We start from the raw sequence: 17,141 nt of genomic DNA, 5'->3' as shown, positions 1-17,141 counted from the left end.
ACGACATAGACATCGGAGGAATGGTCGCTCAGAGCGGCGATATGGAGGGGGTGTTGTCTGGATTGCGGGCCTTGCGTGGCAGGCTTGAAGTCCAGATCGACCGACCGATGAGGCCGGCTCGCCGCGTTCCGGAAGGCACCTCGTGGACCAAATGGCACTGCTCCTCCTGCTGTTGCTCGGAGCTGTGGTCACGGTGCCACTCGGGGAGCGTCTCGGGCTGCCCGCGCCGGTGCTGATGACGCTCGCCGGAGTCGGCATGGCGTTCCTCAGCTTCGTGCCGAATGTGAACATTCCGCCCGAGATTATTCTTCCCGCGTTGCTGCCGCCGCTGCTCTACGCCTCCGTGCAGCGCACCTCCTGGCGGCAGTTCGCCGCCAATAAACGACCGATCTTTCTGCTGGCCGTGGCGCTGGTCTTCATCACGACGGCCGCCGTCGCCGCGGTCGCCAACGCGATCGTCCCCGGACTGCCCATCGCCGCCGCCGTGGCGCTCGGCGCGCTCGTCGCCCCGCCCGACCCGGTCGCGGCGACGGCTGTCGCGGGCTCGGTCGGGCTGCCGCGCAGACTCGTCTCCATCCTGGAGGGCGAGGGGTTGTTCAACGATGTGACCGCGATCGTGCTGTACCACGTGGCGATCGCCGCCGCGGTGAGCGGCACGTTCTCGCTGCCGGAGGCGTTCGGGCTGCTGATCCTCTCCGCGGTCGTCGCCGTGGCGGTGGGTGTCGCGCTCGGCTGGATCACCATCAAACTCATGGGCCTGCTCGGCGATGCCACGCTCCAGGTCGGCCTCACCCTGCTGGTGCCGTTCGTGAGCTATGTCCTCGCGGAGGAGCTGATGGGGTCGGGTGTCCTCGCCGTCCTCACCACCGCGCTTTTCCTCGCCGAGCACACCGCCGACGCCGACGACGTCCTCGGGCGGCTCACCGGCCGTACGTTCTGGGAGATCGTCGACACCCTCGTCACCGGGGTCGCCTTCGGGCTGATCGGCCTCGAACTGCACAACGTCTTCGGGACGGCCGACGGGCGCGAGCTCCAGATGTTCGGCTGGGGCCTGGCCGTCGTCGCGGTCGTCGTCGGCGTACGGCTGCTGTATCTGCTGCCCGCGACCTGGCTCGCCAAGCGGCTGCACACCCGGCGCGACGTCAGCGAGGAGATCCCCACCAGCTGGCGGGAGACCGTCGTCATGTGGTGGTCCGGGATGCGGGGAGTGGCCTCGGTCGCGCTGGCGCTCGCGATTCCGCTGAAGACGGACGACGGGAAGCCGTTCCCGGGCCGTGACGAGATCGTCTTCATCGCCTTCGCCGTGATCATGGCCACGCTTGTCGTCCAGGGACTCACCCTGCCGTGGCTGGTCCGCAAGCTACGGGTCCGGGCGGACACGGACGCCGAGGAGGCGCTGGAGAAGGACCTCGCGATCCGCGCCGCGAAGGCCGCGAAGCAGCGGCTCAAGGAGATCCGGGAGGTCGAGGAGTTCCCGGACGAGGTCGCGGAGCGGCTGCAGCGGCTGGCGTACGACGTGGGGGCGCGGATCAGCCCCGACATGGTCGACGACGAGCGCCGCGAGGCGTACGCGAAGCGCGCCGAACGCTTCAAGGCGGTCAACCGCGTCCAGCGAGAAATGATGTCGGCCGCCCGCCACGCGGTGCTCTCGGCCCGCAATGAGGCGGGCACGGACCCGGAGGTCGTCGACCGGGTGCTGCGGCAGCTGGACGTACGCAGCCTGCGGTGACGCGGCGCCCGCGCCCGGTCAGCCGCGTCCCGTACGGGGGGACTTGTCCCAGCCCGTCGGCTTCTCGTCCGTAGGGTGGGGCGAGTTGGGCCACTCGTCGCCCGGCGGAAGCGTCGCGGGCGCCGTCGCGATCCTCGGCAGTGCGTACGGATGGTGGTCGCGCAGCCAGCCGATGAGCTGCTCCCGCACGGCACAGCGCACCGTCCAGATGTCGTCCGCGTCCTTGGCCGTGACCACCGCGCGGACCTGGATCGTCGACGGTGTGGTGTCCGTGACCGCCAGGGACCAGTTACGGCCGTCCCAGGCGGCGCACTCGCCCAGGATGTCCCGCAACTGGTCGCGCATCGCCGCGACCGGGGCCGAGTGGTCGAGATGGAAGAAGACCGAGCCGGTCATCTGGGCGCCGCCGCGCGACCAGTTCTCGAACGGTTTGCTGGTGAAGTACGAGACCGGCATCGTGATCCGCCGCTCGTCCCAGGTCCGTACCGCGAGGAAGGTCAGCGTGATCTCCTCGATCGTGCCCCACTCGCCGTCCACCACCACCGTGTCGCCGATCCGCACCAGGTCGCCGAAGGCGATCTGCAGCCCCGCGAAGAGATTGCCGAGCGTCGACTGGGCCGCGATGCCCGCGACGATGCCGAGGACACCGGCCGAGGCCAGCATCGAGGTGCCGAACGTCCGCATCGCCGGGAACGTCAGCAGCATCGCGCCGACGGCGACGGTCGCCACGATCGCGGTGACCACCCGCTGGATCAGCGTCACCTGTGTACGGACCCGCCGCACCCGCGCCGGATCGCGGGTGCTCGCCGCGTACCGGGCGTAGACGGAGTCGACGACGGCCGCCGCGATCCGCACCACCAGCCAGGCCGACGTCCCGATCAGCACCAGAGTCAGGACCTGGCCGATCCCGGCCCCGTGGACCTTGACGAGCTCGAGCCGGGTGTGGGTGTACGTGCCCCGCAGCAGCGCAGTGCACAGGGTCAGCTGCAGCGGGATCCGGCAGCGCCGCAGCAGACCCCACAGCGGTGTCTCGTGGTGCCGGCGGTCGGCCCGTCTGAGCAGCAGATCGACCAGCCAGCCGACCAGCAGCGTGATCACGACCGAGCCGCCGACGACGATCAGCGGACGCAGCACGATCTCCATCCTGTCGTTCTCCATGCTCCCGACCGTAGCTGGCACCATTGGCCTCATGAACATCATGCTTTTCCACTCGACGTACGGTCTGCGCCCCGCGGTGCACGCGGCCGCCGACCGGCTGCGCGCCGCCGGGCACGAGGTGCAGGTGCCCGATCTCTTCGAGGGGCACACCTTCGAAACCGTCGAGGAAGGCATGGCCTTCAAGGAAGAGGTGGGCAAGGACGAGCTTCTCAGGAGGGCAGTACTGGCCGCCGCGCCCTACTCCGACCGAGGCCTGGTGTACGCGGGATTCTCCTTCGGGGCGTCCACCGCGCAGACCCTGGCGCTCGGAGATGAGAAGGCGCGCGGTCTGCTGCTGTTCCACGGCACCTCGGACATCGCCGAGAACGCCTCGGTGGACGAGCTGCCCGTACAGCTGCATGTCGCGGACCCGGACCCGTTCGAGACGCACGACTGGCTGAACTCCTGGTATCTGCAGATGCAGCGGACCGGTGCCGATGTCGAGGTCTACCGCTATCCGGGCGCGGGTCATCTCTTCACGGACCCCGAACTGCCGGACCACGACGCGGCCTCGGCCGAGCTGGCCTGGAAGGTCGCGCTCGGCTTCCTCGCCACGCTGTGACCGTCCGAAGGGCCCCGCGCGGGGCCCTTCGGACGGACTGGGCGGATCAACCCCGGTAGGCGATCCAGCTGTCGCTCATCCGCTGCACCTGGCCCGCGGTGAACTGGGTCATGCACGAGTCGTAGGTGTAGTCCATGAAGTTGTGGATCGGGTCGACACCCGTCTTGTTGGTGCAGGTGTCGCGCCCGGTCGGGCACTCGAACGCGGCGCTCTTCTCGGCGGGCGTGTCGGAGACGTAGTCGCCGTTGCCGTTACAGCCGCCCTGGAAGGTGTGGTAAAGCCCCATCCAGTGGCCGACCTCATGGGTGGCGGTGTCGCCCTCGTCGTAGTTGGCGGCGGAGCCGCCGGGCAGTGAGGCGTCGAGGATGACGACGCCGTCCATGCTCGGGCTGGAGGTGTACGAGCTGGGGAAGGTGGCCCAGCCGAGCAGGCCGCCGCCGAGGTTGGCGGTGTAGATGTTGAGCGCGTTCTTGCCGCCCTTGCGCAGCGTCGACTTCATCGAGTTCTCTGCGGCGGAGCCCGACGAGAGGTTGTACCAGGAGGCGTTGTCCGTGTAGTCGGTGCCGGCCAGCGAGAACTGGAAGCCGGTGGCGGTGTTGCCGGTGCCCTGGCCGCTGTAGGCCGCGTTCAGCACGTTCATCTGGTTGCTGATGTCGCCCGCGGTGAGCTTGCCGGTGGTGCCGGAGTGGATGACGTGGAAGTAGACCGGGATGGTCGCTCCGGCAGCGAGCGTGGAGCCGCTGACCCGGCGGTCCGCGAGTCTCTCCTTGAGCTGTGTGTCCATGGCCTTGGCCTGGGACGTGGTGAGTTCATTGGGGTCAGCGGCGTGGTTGGTGCCCGAGGGGCGGGCCTCGCGCGCGGTGGCGCCGGCGCTCGCCTCGCTCGCGCACTTCTCGGCGGATGCGGCGGATGCGGAGGAGGTGGACGCCTTTGCGGCAGCGGAGCCGGTGGAAGCTGAGAGCGGTGCCAGGGCCAGGGCTCCGGCCAGGACGGCGGTGCCGATCGCACGGTTACGTATACGCGGCGATATACGGGCAAGAGCGCGCACAGGGACTCCTCGCGGATGTATGGGGGAGGAATTTCCTCACCCGCCGCCGGGAGATTACGTGCGCATGTCAGATCTTGAGGAGAATCGATCAAGCCCAATCAATCGTGGGGCAAACCGGGGAAACGGGAAGAAATAATTCTGTGCGTTCCAGAGTTTGAGACGCGGACGTAACGTCCCGCGTTACCCCGGCGGGTGGTGTGTCCCCATTGGCGCCGGGAGACACGCCACCCGCCGTAGTGATGTAATACGCCGTCAACATGGACCGCAGTGGCTGAAAATAGACCCTCAGTGCACCGGGCGGTCCACCCGCTCGACCTTCTGCGCCCCACTGAGCGTCCGGTACGAACGCGTCCAGGCGGAGGTCGCGTCCCGCTTCGTCTTGTCGGAGACCGCGTAGTAGTCCATCTGTGAGCGCTCGGCGGTCACATCGAGGACGCCGTAGCCGTGCGAGTCCATATCCACCCACTTCACATGGCGGTTGGCGGCCTTCACCGCCGCGCTCGCGACCACCGAGACGGTCTGCGGCGCCACATGCAGGAGGTCGTCGAGATTGTCCGAGGTCACCGACGTCACCACGAACTCGGTGGCGGCCGACGCCGAGAGCGGATACGTCGCCGCCTTCACCGGTACGTCATTGGCCCATGCCATGTGGATGTCGCCGGTCAGGAAGACGGTGTTGGTGATCGACCGGTCCCGCAGATGCGCGATCAGCTCCTTGCGGTCGTCCGTGTAGCCGTCCCACTGGTCGACATTGACGGCAAGACCCTCCGTGGGCAGTCCCAGCAACTCGGCCAGCGGCTCCAGCAGATGCGCGGGTACGGAACCGAACGCGACCGGCGAGATCATCACCGACGTACCGACCAGCTTCCAGGTGGCATCCGAGCCGGCCAGGCCCGACTTCAGCCAGTCCAGCTGCGCCCGGCCGGTGATCGTGCGGTCCGGGTCGTCGACCGAACCATTGCCGATCGTCGACTGCTGGGAGCGGAAGGTGCGCAGATCGAGGAGGTGGAGATCGGCCAGGTTGCCGAAGCGCAGCCGCCGGTAGACGGTGCCCTCGGTGGAGGCGCGGACCGGCATCCACTCGAAGTACGCCTGCTTGGCGCCTGCGGCCCGGTCGGCCCAGGAGCCCTCCGTGCCCGGTGTGTGGTTCTCGGCCCCGCCGGACCAGGCGTCGTTGGCGAACTCGTGGTCGTCCCAGATCGCGATCACCGGGTGGGTGGCGTGCAGGGCCTGGAGGTCGGTGTCCGTCTTGTAGTTGCCGTGCCGGGTGCGGTAGTCGGCGAGAGCCAGGATCTCGTGCTTCGGCTCGTGCGGCCGTACGACGTACTTGGCGTCCGGGTAACTGCCCGACGCGTACTCGTAGATGTAGTCGCCGAGATGCAGCACCGCGTCGAGATCGGCGCGGGCGGCGAGATGCCGGTACGGGGAGAAGAATCCGGACTCCCAGTTGGCGCACGACACCACCCCGAAGCGCACACCGGGCGTGGCGGCTCCGGCCGCCGGTGCGGTACGGGTGCGGCCCGTCGGCGAGAAGGGGCCCGTACCGTCGCCCGCCGAGAAGCGGAACCAGTAGGCGGTGGCCGGGCTCAGCCCCCGCACATCGGCCTTGACGGTGTGGTCGGACGCGGCCTTCGCGACGGTCGTGCCCCGGGCGACGACCCGGGCGAACTCCTTGTCCTCGGCGACCTCCCAGCGCACCGCCGTATCGGCGCCACGGCCTGAGCCGGGCACGGCGTCGGGGGCCGGGGTGACGCGGGTCCACAGGAGTATGCCGTCGGGGAGGGGGTCGCCGGAGGCGACGCCGTGCAGGAACGCGGGCCCGTCCGCGGCACGCGCGGTGGTGGCGGCGCCCAGCACGGGGGCGGCGACGGCGGTGGCGGCAGCGGCCTTGACGACCGTGCGGCGGCTGGGGGCGGATATCGGCGAAGAAGGGTGTCGACTGGTCACGGAGGAGAACCCTACTGACCGGTAAAGCGAACGGGCAGGCGAATGAAGGAAGTTCGCCTGCCCGTCGGAGAGCCGCTGCCGGGGGTCAGCCGTTCGGCTAGTCCTTCAACGCCTTGGTGATCGCGGTGTTGAAGTCGGTAGCCGTCATAGGCGCGTTCTTGCCGTCCGCGCCGGTGAGCGTCTTGCCGTCCATCTTCAGCGTCGGAGTGCCCCGCACGCCGCTCTTGTCGAACGCCGCGGACATCTTCATCGCCCAGCCGTCGTACGTACCGTCCTCGACGTCCTTCTGGAACGCCTTGTTGCCCTTCAGGGCGTCGACCGTGTCGGCGATCTTGATCAGGTACGCGTCGTCCTTGAACTTGTCGTCGGTCTCCTCCGGGTGGTACTTCGCGGAGTAGAGCGCGGACTTGTAGTCGAGGAAGGCTTCCGGGCTGACATTGAGCGCGGCACCCACCGCGCTCAGCGCGTTCTTCGAGCCTTCTCCGCCGGTCATGCCGTCGATGAACGTGGCACCGACGTACTTGATCTTGTACTTTCCGGCGTCGACGTCCTTGTGCACCGTCTCGCCGATGGACTGCTCAAGCGTTCCGCAGATCGGGCAGCGCAAGTCCTCGTACAGCTCCAGGGTCTTCTTGGCGGTCGGCTTGCCGATGACGACGGTCGTGCCGTCCTTGCCCGAGGTGTTTTTGGGCGCCGTGACGTTCTTCGCGTCCTTGGCCGCCTCCCACTGGGACGGCTTGTTCATCTGCATGACACCCCAGCCGACGGCGCCCGCGATCGCCAGCACGCCGACGACCGAGACGCCGACGAGGATCTGCCTGCGGGTCTTGTCCTTCTTGGCCTGGCGCTCGCGCTCGGCGCGCAGACGCTCACGGGCCGCCGCCTTGTTGGCCTGGCTGTTGCGGTTGCTCATGTTCGTTTCTCCATGGTGTGGGTGATACGTCGTCAGGGATGTGCGTGCTCAGGCGATGGCGCAGGCCGAGCGCGGCGGTCCCCTCCGTCCCACGGAGTGCACGAGCAGACGGGCATGTGAGAGCAGGTGCGGGCCGCGTCCGGCGGGGCGCACCCTGCGGCGTACAAAGCGGCGGGCCGTACCCACCACGGCGACCGCGATCAGCAGCGGCCGGAACGCCAGGACGGCGACCGCGCCCAGCAGTCCGACGAGCGCGGACTCGCCGCGCCGCAGCCAGGCCGCGGCGAGCAGACCGACCGTCACATGGGCGGCGAGCAGTAGCCACGGCACCGCCGGGCCCGGGGAGGCCAGCAGCGCGGCCGCCGTGTGTCCGTCGCCGGTCACCGAGGTGAGCGGGGTGCCGACGTCACCGACCTGGTGCGCACCGGCACCGATGTCACCGCCGCCGCACAGCACATCGACGCCGACCGAGCGCAGCGGCCCCGCGATGGGGCCGCCTGCCGCGCCGTAACAGAGGTGCTGGCCGGTGGTGAAGACGGTGTCGGCGGCCAGTTCCAGCGGGACCAGCAGTCCGGCGATCGCCCCGAAACCGCGCTCCCGGCCGGCCAGCGCGTACGCCACGGCGAAGACCGCGCCGGCCAGCAGGGCGACGACGGTCAGCGGCAGCGGGACCTGGGAGAGCAGCACATGGGACGCAGCGGAGAGCGTCACGACGAGCGCTGTGAAAAGCGCCGCGCGAACGACTCTGAGCTGCGTCCCGGATATGTCCATCGTCGAGGAGTGTCGCATGCGAACCTGTAAGCGACCCCTGAAGGGGCCCGGTTGCGTGCGGAGCCCTACAGCCCCGGGATGCGGCCGTTGCGGAAAAGATCCACAAAGATCTGGTGGTCGGCGCGGGCCCGGGCGCCGTAGCTGTGGGCGAAGTCCACCAGCAGGTCGGCGAAGCCCTCCTCGTCCGCCGCGATCGCCGCGTCGATCGCCCGCTCGGTGGAGAACGGCACCAGCGAGTGGCCGCTCTCGTCGTCCGCCGCGGAGTGCATCGTCGCCGTCGCCCGGCCGAGGTCGGCGACGACCGCGGCGATCTCCTCCGGCTCGTCGATGTCGGACCAGTCCAGATCGACCGCGTACGGAGACACCTCGGCGACCAGCTGTCCGGCCCCGTCCAGTTCGGTCCAGCCGAGCCACGGGTCGGCGTGCGCCTGCAGGGCGCGCTGCGAGATGACCGTGCGGTGGCCCTCGTGCTGGAAGTACTCGCGCACGGCCGCGTCGGTGATGTGCCGGGAGACCGCGGGGGTCTGCGCCTGCTTGAGATAGATCACCACATCGTTCTCCAGGGCGTCGCTGTTGCCCTCCAGAAGGATGTTGTACGAGGGCAGCCCGGCCGAACCGATACCGATGCCACGACGGCCGACGACATCCTTCACCCGGTACGAGTCGGGGCGGGTCAGGCTCGACTCCGGCAGCGTCTCCAGATAGCCGTCGAAGGCGGCCAGCACCTTGTAGCGCGTCGCCGCGTCCAGGTCGATCGAGCCGCCGCCTGCCGCGAACCGGCGCTCGAAGTCCCGGATCTCCGTCATCGAGTCCAGCAGCGAGAACCGGGTCAGCGACCGGGCGTCGCGCAGCGCGTCCAGCAGCGGGCCCTCCGCCGTGTCCAGCGTGAAGGGCGGTACCTCGTCGTTCTTCGCGCCCGTCGCCAGTGCGTGGATCCGCTCGCGGTAGGCCGCCGCGTAGACCCGGACCAGCTCGGTGATCTGGTCGTCACCCAGCGCCTTCGCGTACCCGATCAGCGCGACGGAGGCGGCGAACCGCTTGAGGTCCCAGGTGAACGGGCCGACGTACGCCTCGTCGAAGTCGTTCACATTGAAGATCAGCCGGCCGTTGGCGTCCATGTACGTGCCGAAGTTCTCCGCGTGCAGATCGCCGTGGATCCACACCCGGCCGGTCCGCTCGTCGAGGTACGGGCCGCCGTGCCGCTCCCGCTCCAGGTCGTTGTAGAACAGGCATGCCGTGCCCCGGTAGAAGGCGAACGCCGAGCCTGCCATCTTGCGGAATTTGACCCGGAAGGCAGCCGGATCGGCGGCCAGCAGCTCCCCGAACGCGGTGTCGAAGACCTCAAGAATCTGCTCCCCGCGCTGCGCTGCGCCGGTCTGCGCTTCCGACATCTCTGGGTGCCTCCTGGTACCTGACGTGCATGACAAATGGGACAGGCTTCTCAGCCCCTTCAACGCGCGACCGTACCCGGGAGTGCCCCTCGGTTGTCACCTCGGAGACGTAGACTTCCACGCTGTCCCCCAGTCCGCCCGCCCGTCGCCCGACCACCACCCCTCATCGAGGCGCTTCGCGCCACACCTGTCATCCCGGAGGCCCGACGCCGTGACCAAGCCGCCCTTTACGCACCTTCACGTCCACACCCAGTACTCGCTGCTGGACGGTGCCGCGCGGCTCAAGGACATGTTCGCTGCCTGCAACGAAATGGGCATGTCGCACATCGCGATGACGGACCACGGCAATCTGCACGGTGCCTACGACTTCTTCCACTCGGCGCAGAAGGCGGGCGTGACACCGATCATCGGGATCGAGGCATACGTCGCTCCGGAGTCACGCAAGCACAAGCGGAAGATCCAGTGGGGCCAGCCGCACCAGAAGCGCGACGACGTCTCGGGTTCGGGCGGCTACACCCACAAGACGATCTGGGCGGCGAACAGCACCGGGCTGCACAACCTCTTCAAGCTGTCCTCGGACGCGTACGCCGAGGGCTGGCTGCAGAAGTGGCCGCGCATGGACAAGGAGACCATCGCCCAGTGGTCCGAGGGCCTGATCGCGTCCACCGGCTGTCCCTCGGGCGAGGTGCAGACCCGGCTGCGGCTCGGCCAGTTCGACGAGGCGGTCCAGGCCGCCTCCGACTACAAGGACATCTTCGGCGAGGGCAAGTACTTCCTGGAGCTGATGGACCACGGCATCGAGATCGAGCGCCGGGTCCGTGACGGGCTCCTCGAAATCGGCAAGAAGCTGAACATCCCGCCGCTGGTGACCAACGACTCGCACTACACCTACGCGCACGAGGCCACCGCGCACGACGCCCTGCTCTGCATCCAGACCGGCAAGAACCTCTCCGACCCGGACCGCTTCCGCTTCGACGGCACCGGCTACTACCTCAAGACGACCGACGAGATGTACGGCGTCGACTCCTCCGACGCCTGGCAGGAGGGCTGCGCCAACACCCTGCTGGTCGCGGAGCAGATCGACACCACCGGCATGTTCGAGAAGCGCGACCTGATGCCGAAGTTCGACATCCCGGACGGCTACACGGAGATCACCTGGTTCCAGGAAGAGGTCCGCGTCGGGATGAGCCGGCGCTTCCCGGGCGGTGTCCCCGAGGACCGGCAGAAGCAGGTCGAGTACGAGATGGACATCATCATCCAGATGGGGTTCCCGGGGTACTTCCTGGTCGTCGCCGACTTCATCATGTGGGCGAAGAACAACGGCATCGCGGTCGGCCCCGGCCGAGGCTCCGCCGCCGGTTCGATCGTGGCGTACGCGATGGGCATCACCGACCTCGACCCGATCGAGCACGGGCTGATCTTCGAGCGGTTCCTCAACCCCGAGCGCGTCTCCATGCCCGATGTCGACATCGACTTCGACGAGCGCCGGCGCGTCGAAGTGATCAGGTACGTGACGGAGAAGTACGGCGCCGACAAGGTCGCCATGATCGGCACGTACGGAAAGATCAAGGCGAAGAACGCCATCAAGGACTCCGCCCGGGTCCTCGGCTACCCGTACGCGATGGGCGACCGGCTCACCAAGGCCATGCCCGCCGACGTCCTCGGCAAGGGCATCGACCTCAACGGCATCACCGACCCCAAGCACCCGCGCTACAGCGAGGCGGGTGAGATCCGGGGGATGTACGAGAACGAGCCGGACGTGAAGAAGGTCATCGACACCGCGAAGGGCGTCGAGGGCCTGGTCCGGCAGATGGGCGTGCACGCCGCCGGCGTCATCATGTCCAGCGAGCCGATCGTCGACCACGCCCCGATCTGGGTGCGGCACACCGACGGCGTCACCATCACGCAGTGGGACTACCCGCAGTGCGAGTCGCTCGGCCTGCTGAAGATGGACTTCCTCGGCCTGCGGAACCTCACCATCATGGACGACGCCGTGAAGATGGTGGAGTCCAACAAGGGCGTCAAGCTGGACCTGCTCGGACTCCCGCTGGACGACCCCAAGACGTACGAAATGCTCTGCCGCGGTGACACGCTCGGCGTGTTCCAGTTCGACGGCGGCCCGATGCGCTCCCTGCTGCGCCAGATGCAGCCCGACAACTTCGAGGACATTTCCGCCGTCTCGGCCCTGTACCGGCCGGGCCCGATGGGAATGAACTCGCACACGAACTACGCCGAGCGCAAGAACGGCCGCCAGGAGATCACCCCGATCCACCCGGAGCTGGAGGAGCCCCTCAAGGAGGTCCTCGGCCTCACCTACGGCCTGATCGTGTACCAGGAGCAGGTGCAGAAGGCCGCCCAGATCGTCGCCGGCTACTCGCTCGGCGAGGCCGACATCCTGCGCCGCGTGATGGGCAAGAAGAAGCCCGAGGAGCTGGCGAAGAACTTCGTCCTCTTCGAGGCGGGGGCCAAGGAGAAGGGCTTCTCCGACGCCGCGATCAAGGCCCTGTGGGACGTGCTGGTCCCGTTCGCCGGATACGCGTTCAACAAGGCGCACTCCTCCGCGTACGGCCTGGTCACCTACTGGACCGCGTACCTCAAGGCGAACTACCCCGCCGAGTACATGGCGGCGCTGCTGACCTCGGTCAAGGACGACAAGGACAAGTCGGCCGTCTACCTCAACGAGTGCCGCCGCATGGGCATCAAGGTGCTGCCGCCCAATGTGAACGAGTCCCTGTCGAACTTCGCCGCCCAGGGCGACGACGTGATCCTCTTCGGCCTCACGGCCGTGCGGAACGTGGGCCAGAACGTCGTCGACTCGATCATTCGGTGCCGCAAGGCGAAGGGGAAGTACAGCTCCTTCCCCGACTTTCTCGACAAGGTCGAAGCGGTCGTCTGCAACAAGCGCACCGTCGAATCGCTGATCAAGGCCGGCGCCTTCGACGAGATGGGCCACACCCGCAAGGGCCTGGTCGCCCACCACGAGCCGATGATCGACAACGTGGTGCAGGTCAAGCGCAAGGAGGCCGAGGGCCAGTTCGACCTCTTCGGCGGCATGGGCGAGGAGGAGAGCGACGAGCCGGGCTTCGGGCTCGACGTGGAGTTCTCCGACATCGAGTGGGAGAAGTCCTACCTGCTGGCCCAGGAGCGCGAGATGCTCGGCCTGTACGTCTCCGACCACCCGCTCTTCGGCCTGGAACACGTGCTGTCCGACAAGGCCGACTCCACGATCTCCCAGCTGACCGGCGGGGAGCACTCCGACGGTGCCATCGTCACCGTCGGAGGCATCATCTCCGGCCTGCAGCGCAAGATGACCAAGCAGGGCAACGCCTGGGCCATCGCCACCGTCGAGGACCTGGCCGGATCCATCGAGTGCATGTTCTTCCCCGCCACCTACCAACTGGTCTCCACCCAGCTCGTCGAGGACACCGTCGTCTTCGTCAAGGGACGCCTCGACAAGCGGGAGGACGTGCCCCGGCTCGTTGCCATGGAGATGCAGGTCCCCGACATCTCGTCGGCCGGCACCAACGCCCCCGTGGTCCTGACCATCCCCACGGTCAAGATCACCCCGCCGATGGTCAGCCGCCTCGGCGAGGTCCTCAGCAACCACCGGGGCGACACCGAGGTGCGGATCAAGCTCCAGGGCCCCCGCAAGACCACGGTGCTCCGGCTCGACCGGCACCGGGTGAAGCCCGACCCGGCGCTCTTCGGCGACCTGAAGGTGCTGCTCGGACCGTCCTGCCTGGCCGGCTGAGCCGGTTCACGGCCGACGCACGAGAGGGGCGCCCCGCGAATGCGGGAGCGCCCCTCTCGGCCACCCGGCCTGCGGCCGGGACCGGAGATCTGCCCGGTCAGTTGTGGCCGAAGCGCCGCTGGTGCTTACGGGCAACATCAGCAGGGCTGCCCTGGGCTTGCGACTGAGGCTGTATCTGCGACTCGTAAGCAGTCGACTTGGGCTCTTCCGCACCGCGCTCCGGACGGGACGACGCACGGTTCTGCTGGCTGCTCTGCTGGCTGCTCTGCTTGCGGTTCTTGTTCTTGGCCATGGTGTTCCTCCTACGGGGACTCTCGGGGCCAGGACCGCGTTCAGATTCACATAGCGGGGTAAAGGGTGCATGTTGGATCATTACCGTGCGTAGTGAGGGGGTATCATGCGCCGTTTTCCGGATCCGCCACGCCGATGATCGAGTTCCGGCCGTCAACCCCTGCGCGGTCGGGCAGACTCGAAGGAAACCCTTGGCAAAGACCACACCCGAACTTCTGGAAGAGGGTGGAACGCGTGGACCGTTGCGTCGTCCTGGTGGACGCCGGCTACTTGCTGGGTGCAGCCGCGAGTCTGCTGGCCGGGGAGCCCGCCCGTTCCCGCATCACCGTCGACCACGCGGCCCTCATCCGGGGCCTGCGCGAGCTGGCTGAGGCCGATACACAGCAGCCACTGCTGCGGATCTACTGGTTCGACGGCGCCCCCGACCGCGTACCGCAGCCCGAGCACCGCAGACTTCGTGTGATGCCCAGGGTGACCGTCCGGCTCGGTGCTCTCACCCGCAGTGACGGGCGCTGGGCACAGAAGGGCGTCGACGCCGCGATGCACGCCGAGCTCACCGAACTGGCCAGGAACCGGGCCTGCTCCGACGTGGTGCTGGTGACCGGTGACGGCGATCTGCTGCCCGGCCTGATGTCCGCCAAGGAACACGGTGTCGCCGTCCATCTGTGGGCCGTCCAGGCCGCCGACGGCGACTACAACCAGTCCGAGGACCTGGTCGCCGAGGCCGACGAACGAAGGGTGCTCGACCGGGCCTGGATCACCCAGGCCGTATGGGCCAAGGAGACCGGCGGCGTCTGCGCCCCGCCGCCCGCCCCCCGACCGGAGATCGCTGCGATCCTCTCCGCGCCGCTGCCCGAGGCGGCCCTCGCAGCCTCCGCCGAGCGGGCATCGGAGGCCCAGGCCGCGGCCGCCCGCAACGGTGCGGTGCCGCCGCCCGAGGAGAGCTCCACCGCTGACCGGCCCGGCCACGGTGGAAGGGGAGTCCCCACACCCAAGGACCTGGCGGGCAGTCTGCGCGGCCCCGGCGCCCAGCCCACCCAGCCGTCGCCCGCCAACGCCACCCTGCGCTGGTCCTCCGACAAGGGCTGGATGGAGCGCGGCGGACCGCTGGGCGAGCCCGCCGAAACCGCGTCCCTCCCCACGCTGGCCCAGCTCACCAGTGCCGAGCAGCGCTGGGCGGACCGGGAGGAGGACATCACCACCGTGGGCGGCGACCCCTTCGAGGTGGGCCAGGTCTTCGCCCGGCGCTGGATGGAGCGGCTGCCGGAGACCGCCCATCTGCAGAGGCTGTCGACCATGTATCCGCGCATCCCGCACCGCATCGACGGCGAACTGCTGCGGTACGCGGCACGGTTCGGCCTGCTCGCCCACAAGGACGACCAGATCGACGAGCACGACCGCTATGCGATCCGGGCCGGATTCTGGCGGGAGATCGATGTACGGGCCGCGGCGGAACACGCCCCGGCGGTGGAGCGGACGAGCCCGTCCGGCGACTGACGGCACAACGGTCACGCGGGCGGGCAACCCGGCCCGCGATTGCGGCGTCGACGTCCGACCGGCATGGCCCCGGGCGCAATACGGGGCATCCGACCCCGTACTCTCGTACCTCGTGAGTACGGGCACAGCACAGGCGCAGACGGCGACCGGGACCGTGTGTGCGGTGCGTGATCTGGTCAAGACCTATCCCGCCGCCCGCGGCCGCCGCGGTGCACCCGCCACACCCGAGGTGCGCGCCACCGACGGGATCAGCCTGGATGTGCGGCGCGGCGAGATATTCGGCCTCCTCGGCCCCAACGGCGCCGGAAAGTCCACCCTGGTGCGGCAGCTCACCGGGCTGATGAGGCCCGACTCCGGCAGCGTCACCGTGCTGGGCCACGATCTCGTACGCCATCCCGAGCGGGCCTCCCGGCTGATCGGGTACCTCGGGCAGGAGTCCACCGCCCTCGACGAGCTGACCGTCTCGCTCGCCGCCGAGACCACCGGACGGCTGCGCGGCCTCGCGGTGCGGGACGCCCGCGCCGAGCGCGACGACGTACTCGACGAACTCGGCCTCACCGAGATCGCGGGACGTCCCCTGAAGAAGCTCTCCGGCGGACAGCGGCGGCTCGCCTGCTTCGCGGCCGCGCTGGTCGGCGAGCGGCCGGTGCTGGTGCTGGACGAGCCGACGACCGGCATGGACCCCGTCGCGCGGCGCGCCGTCTGGGCCGCCGTCGACCGGCGCCGGGCCGAACGCGGCACGACGGTGCTGCTCGTCACCCACAACGTCATCGAGGCCGAGACGGTTCTCGACCGGGTCGCCGTGATCGAACGCGGCAAGGTCATCGCCTGCGACACGCCGACCGGGCTCAAGGAGCGTGTCGCCGGCGAGGTCCGGGTCGAGCTGGTGTGGCGCGAACGGGCGCCCCTGGACGTGCCCGAAGTGGCCGCGCTGCGCGGCTCGGCCCAGGAGTCCGGGCGGCGCTGGGTGCTGAGGCTCGGTCCCGACGCGGCGCGGGCGGCGGTTGCCGCCGTGACCGGCGGCGCGGCCTTTGCCGCACTCGACGACTTCACGCTGGCGACGCCCAGCCTGGAGGACGTCTATCTCGCGCTCGGCGGGGACGCGACCAAGGGGCTGGTGAAGTCATGACCGCGGCGGGCGGGGGGACCGGATGCGCATGCGTGGCCGGGCAGGGAGCGAACAGGAGCAGCGCCAGGTGACGAGCATCGTTCCCGCGCAGGCGGTGACCGGACCCGTCCGGACCGCCGATGACGGCCGTGCCGGCCAGGAGGGGGCAGCTCCCGCGCCGCTCGCGCCACGGGCCCGGCTGTTCCCCTCGCTCGCGGCCGTCTACCGTGCCCAGCTGTCCAGGGCCAGGGTCGCCCGTATCCCGCTGCTCTTCGTCGCGACCTTCCAGTCCGTCGGGATCATGGTGCTGATGCGCGGGGTCGTCGACGGCGGCTCCGAGGCGCGCGCCGTCGTCGCCGGATCCAGCGTCCTCGTGGTGGCCTTCGTCGCGCTCAACCTGCTCGCCCAGTACTTCGGGCAGCTGCGGGCCGGCGGCGGACTCGACCACTACGCCACCCTTCCGGTGCCGCCCGCCGCTGTGGTGCTCGGTGCGGCCGGGGCGTACGCCTCCTTCACCGTGCCCGGCACGATCGTCACGGCCGTGGCGGGGAGCGTGCTGTTCGGACTGCCGCTGACGCATCTGTGGGTGCTCGTCGCCGTCATCCCGCTCTCCGGGGCGGCGCTCTCCGGGCTCGGTGCCGCGATGGGGCTGCTCGCGCCCCGGCAGGAGCTGGCCACGCTGCTCGGGCAACTGGGCATGTCGGCGGCGCTGCTGCTCGGCGTCCTGCCGGCCGACCGGATGCCCGGGCCGATCGGCTGGGCCCGCGATCTGCTGCCCTCCACGTACGGTGTCGAGGCGCTCTCCCGGTCCTTCGGCGCCCACCCCGACTGGGCGGTCGTCGCACTGGATCTCGGGGTCTGTGCCGTCGTCGGCGTCCTCTCGCTGGCTGCGGCCACCTGGGCGTACCGCAGGGCAGCGGTCCGGTGAGGCGCGGC

13 protein-coding genes are annotated in these 17,141 nt (G+C 69.2%); 6 read left to right on the top strand and 7 right to left on the bottom strand.

What is annotated here, in order from left to right:
* Nucleotides 1-142: 142 nt before the first annotated feature.
* Entirely contained in the window at nt 143-1,729 is a 1,587-nt protein-coding gene (locus ACZ7IB_RS24910) for a Na+/H+ antiporter (protein WP_470915788.1), read from the top strand.
* A gap of 18 nt (nt 1,730-1,747) precedes the next feature.
* Here ACZ7IB_RS24910 and ACZ7IB_RS24905 read toward each other — a convergent pair whose 3' ends face one another.
* A complete protein-coding gene (locus ACZ7IB_RS24905; RefSeq protein WP_470915991.1) occupies nt 1,748-2,872 on the bottom strand; it encodes a mechanosensitive ion channel family protein in 1,125 nt (374 codons plus the stop codon).
* 37 nt (nt 2,873-2,909) lie between these two features.
* Here ACZ7IB_RS24905 and ACZ7IB_RS24900 point away from each other — a divergent pair, with 37 nt between their 5' ends.
* Nucleotides 2,910-3,488 carry a dienelactone hydrolase family protein gene (locus ACZ7IB_RS24900; RefSeq protein ID WP_351201947.1) on the top strand — a complete coding sequence of 193 codons (579 nt, stop codon included), beginning with the start codon at nt 2,910-2,912 and terminating at the stop codon, nt 3,486-3,488.
* A gap of 46 nt (nt 3,489-3,534) precedes the next feature.
* Here the strand turns inward: ACZ7IB_RS24900 and ACZ7IB_RS24895 are convergent, their stop codons facing one another.
* The 5 genes from ACZ7IB_RS24895 to ACZ7IB_RS24875 all read right to left on the bottom strand — a co-directional run bounded on the left by ACZ7IB_RS24895 (nt 3,535) and on the right by ACZ7IB_RS24875 (nt 9,558).
* Complete coding sequence (locus ACZ7IB_RS24895; protein WP_470915787.1) at nt 3,535-4,536, bottom strand: zinc metalloprotease; 1,002 nt, start codon at nt 4,534-4,536, stop codon at nt 3,535-3,537.
* A gap of 285 nt (nt 4,537-4,821) precedes the next feature.
* Complete coding sequence (locus ACZ7IB_RS24890) at nt 4,822-6,483, bottom strand: alkaline phosphatase D family protein (protein ID WP_470915785.1); 1,662 nt, start codon at nt 6,481-6,483, stop codon at nt 4,822-4,824.
* Nucleotides 6,484-6,580: 97 nt separating this feature from the next.
* Nucleotides 6,581-7,396 carry a thioredoxin domain-containing protein gene (locus tag ACZ7IB_RS24885; protein WP_470915784.1) on the bottom strand — a complete coding sequence of 272 codons (816 nt, stop codon included), beginning with the start codon at nt 7,394-7,396 and terminating at the stop codon, nt 6,581-6,583.
* A gap of 48 nt (nt 7,397-7,444) precedes the next feature.
* The gene (locus ACZ7IB_RS24880; protein ID WP_470915782.1) at nt 7,445-8,167 is read right to left on the bottom strand and encodes a hypothetical protein; all 723 of its coding nucleotides are present in this window, start codon (nt 8,165-8,167) and stop codon (nt 7,445-7,447) included.
* Between the two features lie 65 nt (nt 8,168-8,232).
* A complete protein-coding gene (locus ACZ7IB_RS24875; protein WP_470915780.1) occupies nt 8,233-9,558 on the bottom strand; it encodes a DUF2252 domain-containing protein in 1,326 nt (441 codons plus the stop codon).
* 211 nt (nt 9,559-9,769) lie between these two features.
* Between ACZ7IB_RS24875 and dnaE the strand changes: the two genes are divergently transcribed.
* Nucleotides 9,770-13,309: a DNA polymerase III subunit alpha gene (dnaE, locus tag ACZ7IB_RS24870; RefSeq protein WP_470915778.1), complete on the top strand. Its 3,540-nt coding sequence runs from the start codon at nt 9,770-9,772 to the stop codon at nt 13,307-13,309.
* 97 nt (nt 13,310-13,406) lie between these two features.
* On the opposite strand, the gene ACZ7IB_RS24865 is transcribed toward dnaE, so the two are convergent.
* Complete coding sequence (locus ACZ7IB_RS24865; protein ID WP_470915777.1) at nt 13,407-13,601, bottom strand: hypothetical protein; 195 nt, start codon at nt 13,599-13,601, stop codon at nt 13,407-13,409.
* A 224-nt stretch (nt 13,602-13,825) separates the two neighbouring features.
* Here ACZ7IB_RS24865 and ACZ7IB_RS24860 point away from each other — a divergent pair, with 224 nt between their 5' ends.
* The 3 genes from ACZ7IB_RS24860 to ACZ7IB_RS24850 all read left to right on the top strand — a co-directional run bounded on the left by ACZ7IB_RS24860 (nt 13,826) and on the right by ACZ7IB_RS24850 (nt 17,133).
* Complete coding sequence (locus ACZ7IB_RS24860) at nt 13,826-15,097, top strand: NYN domain-containing protein (protein ID WP_470915775.1); 1,272 nt, start codon at nt 13,826-13,828, stop codon at nt 15,095-15,097.
* 154 nt (nt 15,098-15,251) lie between these two features.
* A complete protein-coding gene (locus tag ACZ7IB_RS24855; protein ID WP_470915989.1) occupies nt 15,252-16,226 on the top strand; it encodes an ABC transporter ATP-binding protein in 975 nt (324 codons plus the stop codon).
* 94 nt (nt 16,227-16,320) lie between these two features.
* Nucleotides 16,321-17,133: an ABC transporter permease gene (locus ACZ7IB_RS24850; RefSeq protein WP_470915988.1), complete on the top strand. Its 813-nt coding sequence runs from the start codon at nt 16,321-16,323 to the stop codon at nt 17,131-17,133.
* Nucleotides 17,134-17,141 lie beyond the last annotated feature (8 nt).

It is taken from the genome of Streptomyces sp. NPDC037301 (assembly GCF_055602785.1).
The sequence above is the reverse complement of the archived record's forward strand: the minus strand, read 5'-3'. Positions and strand labels throughout refer to the sequence as shown.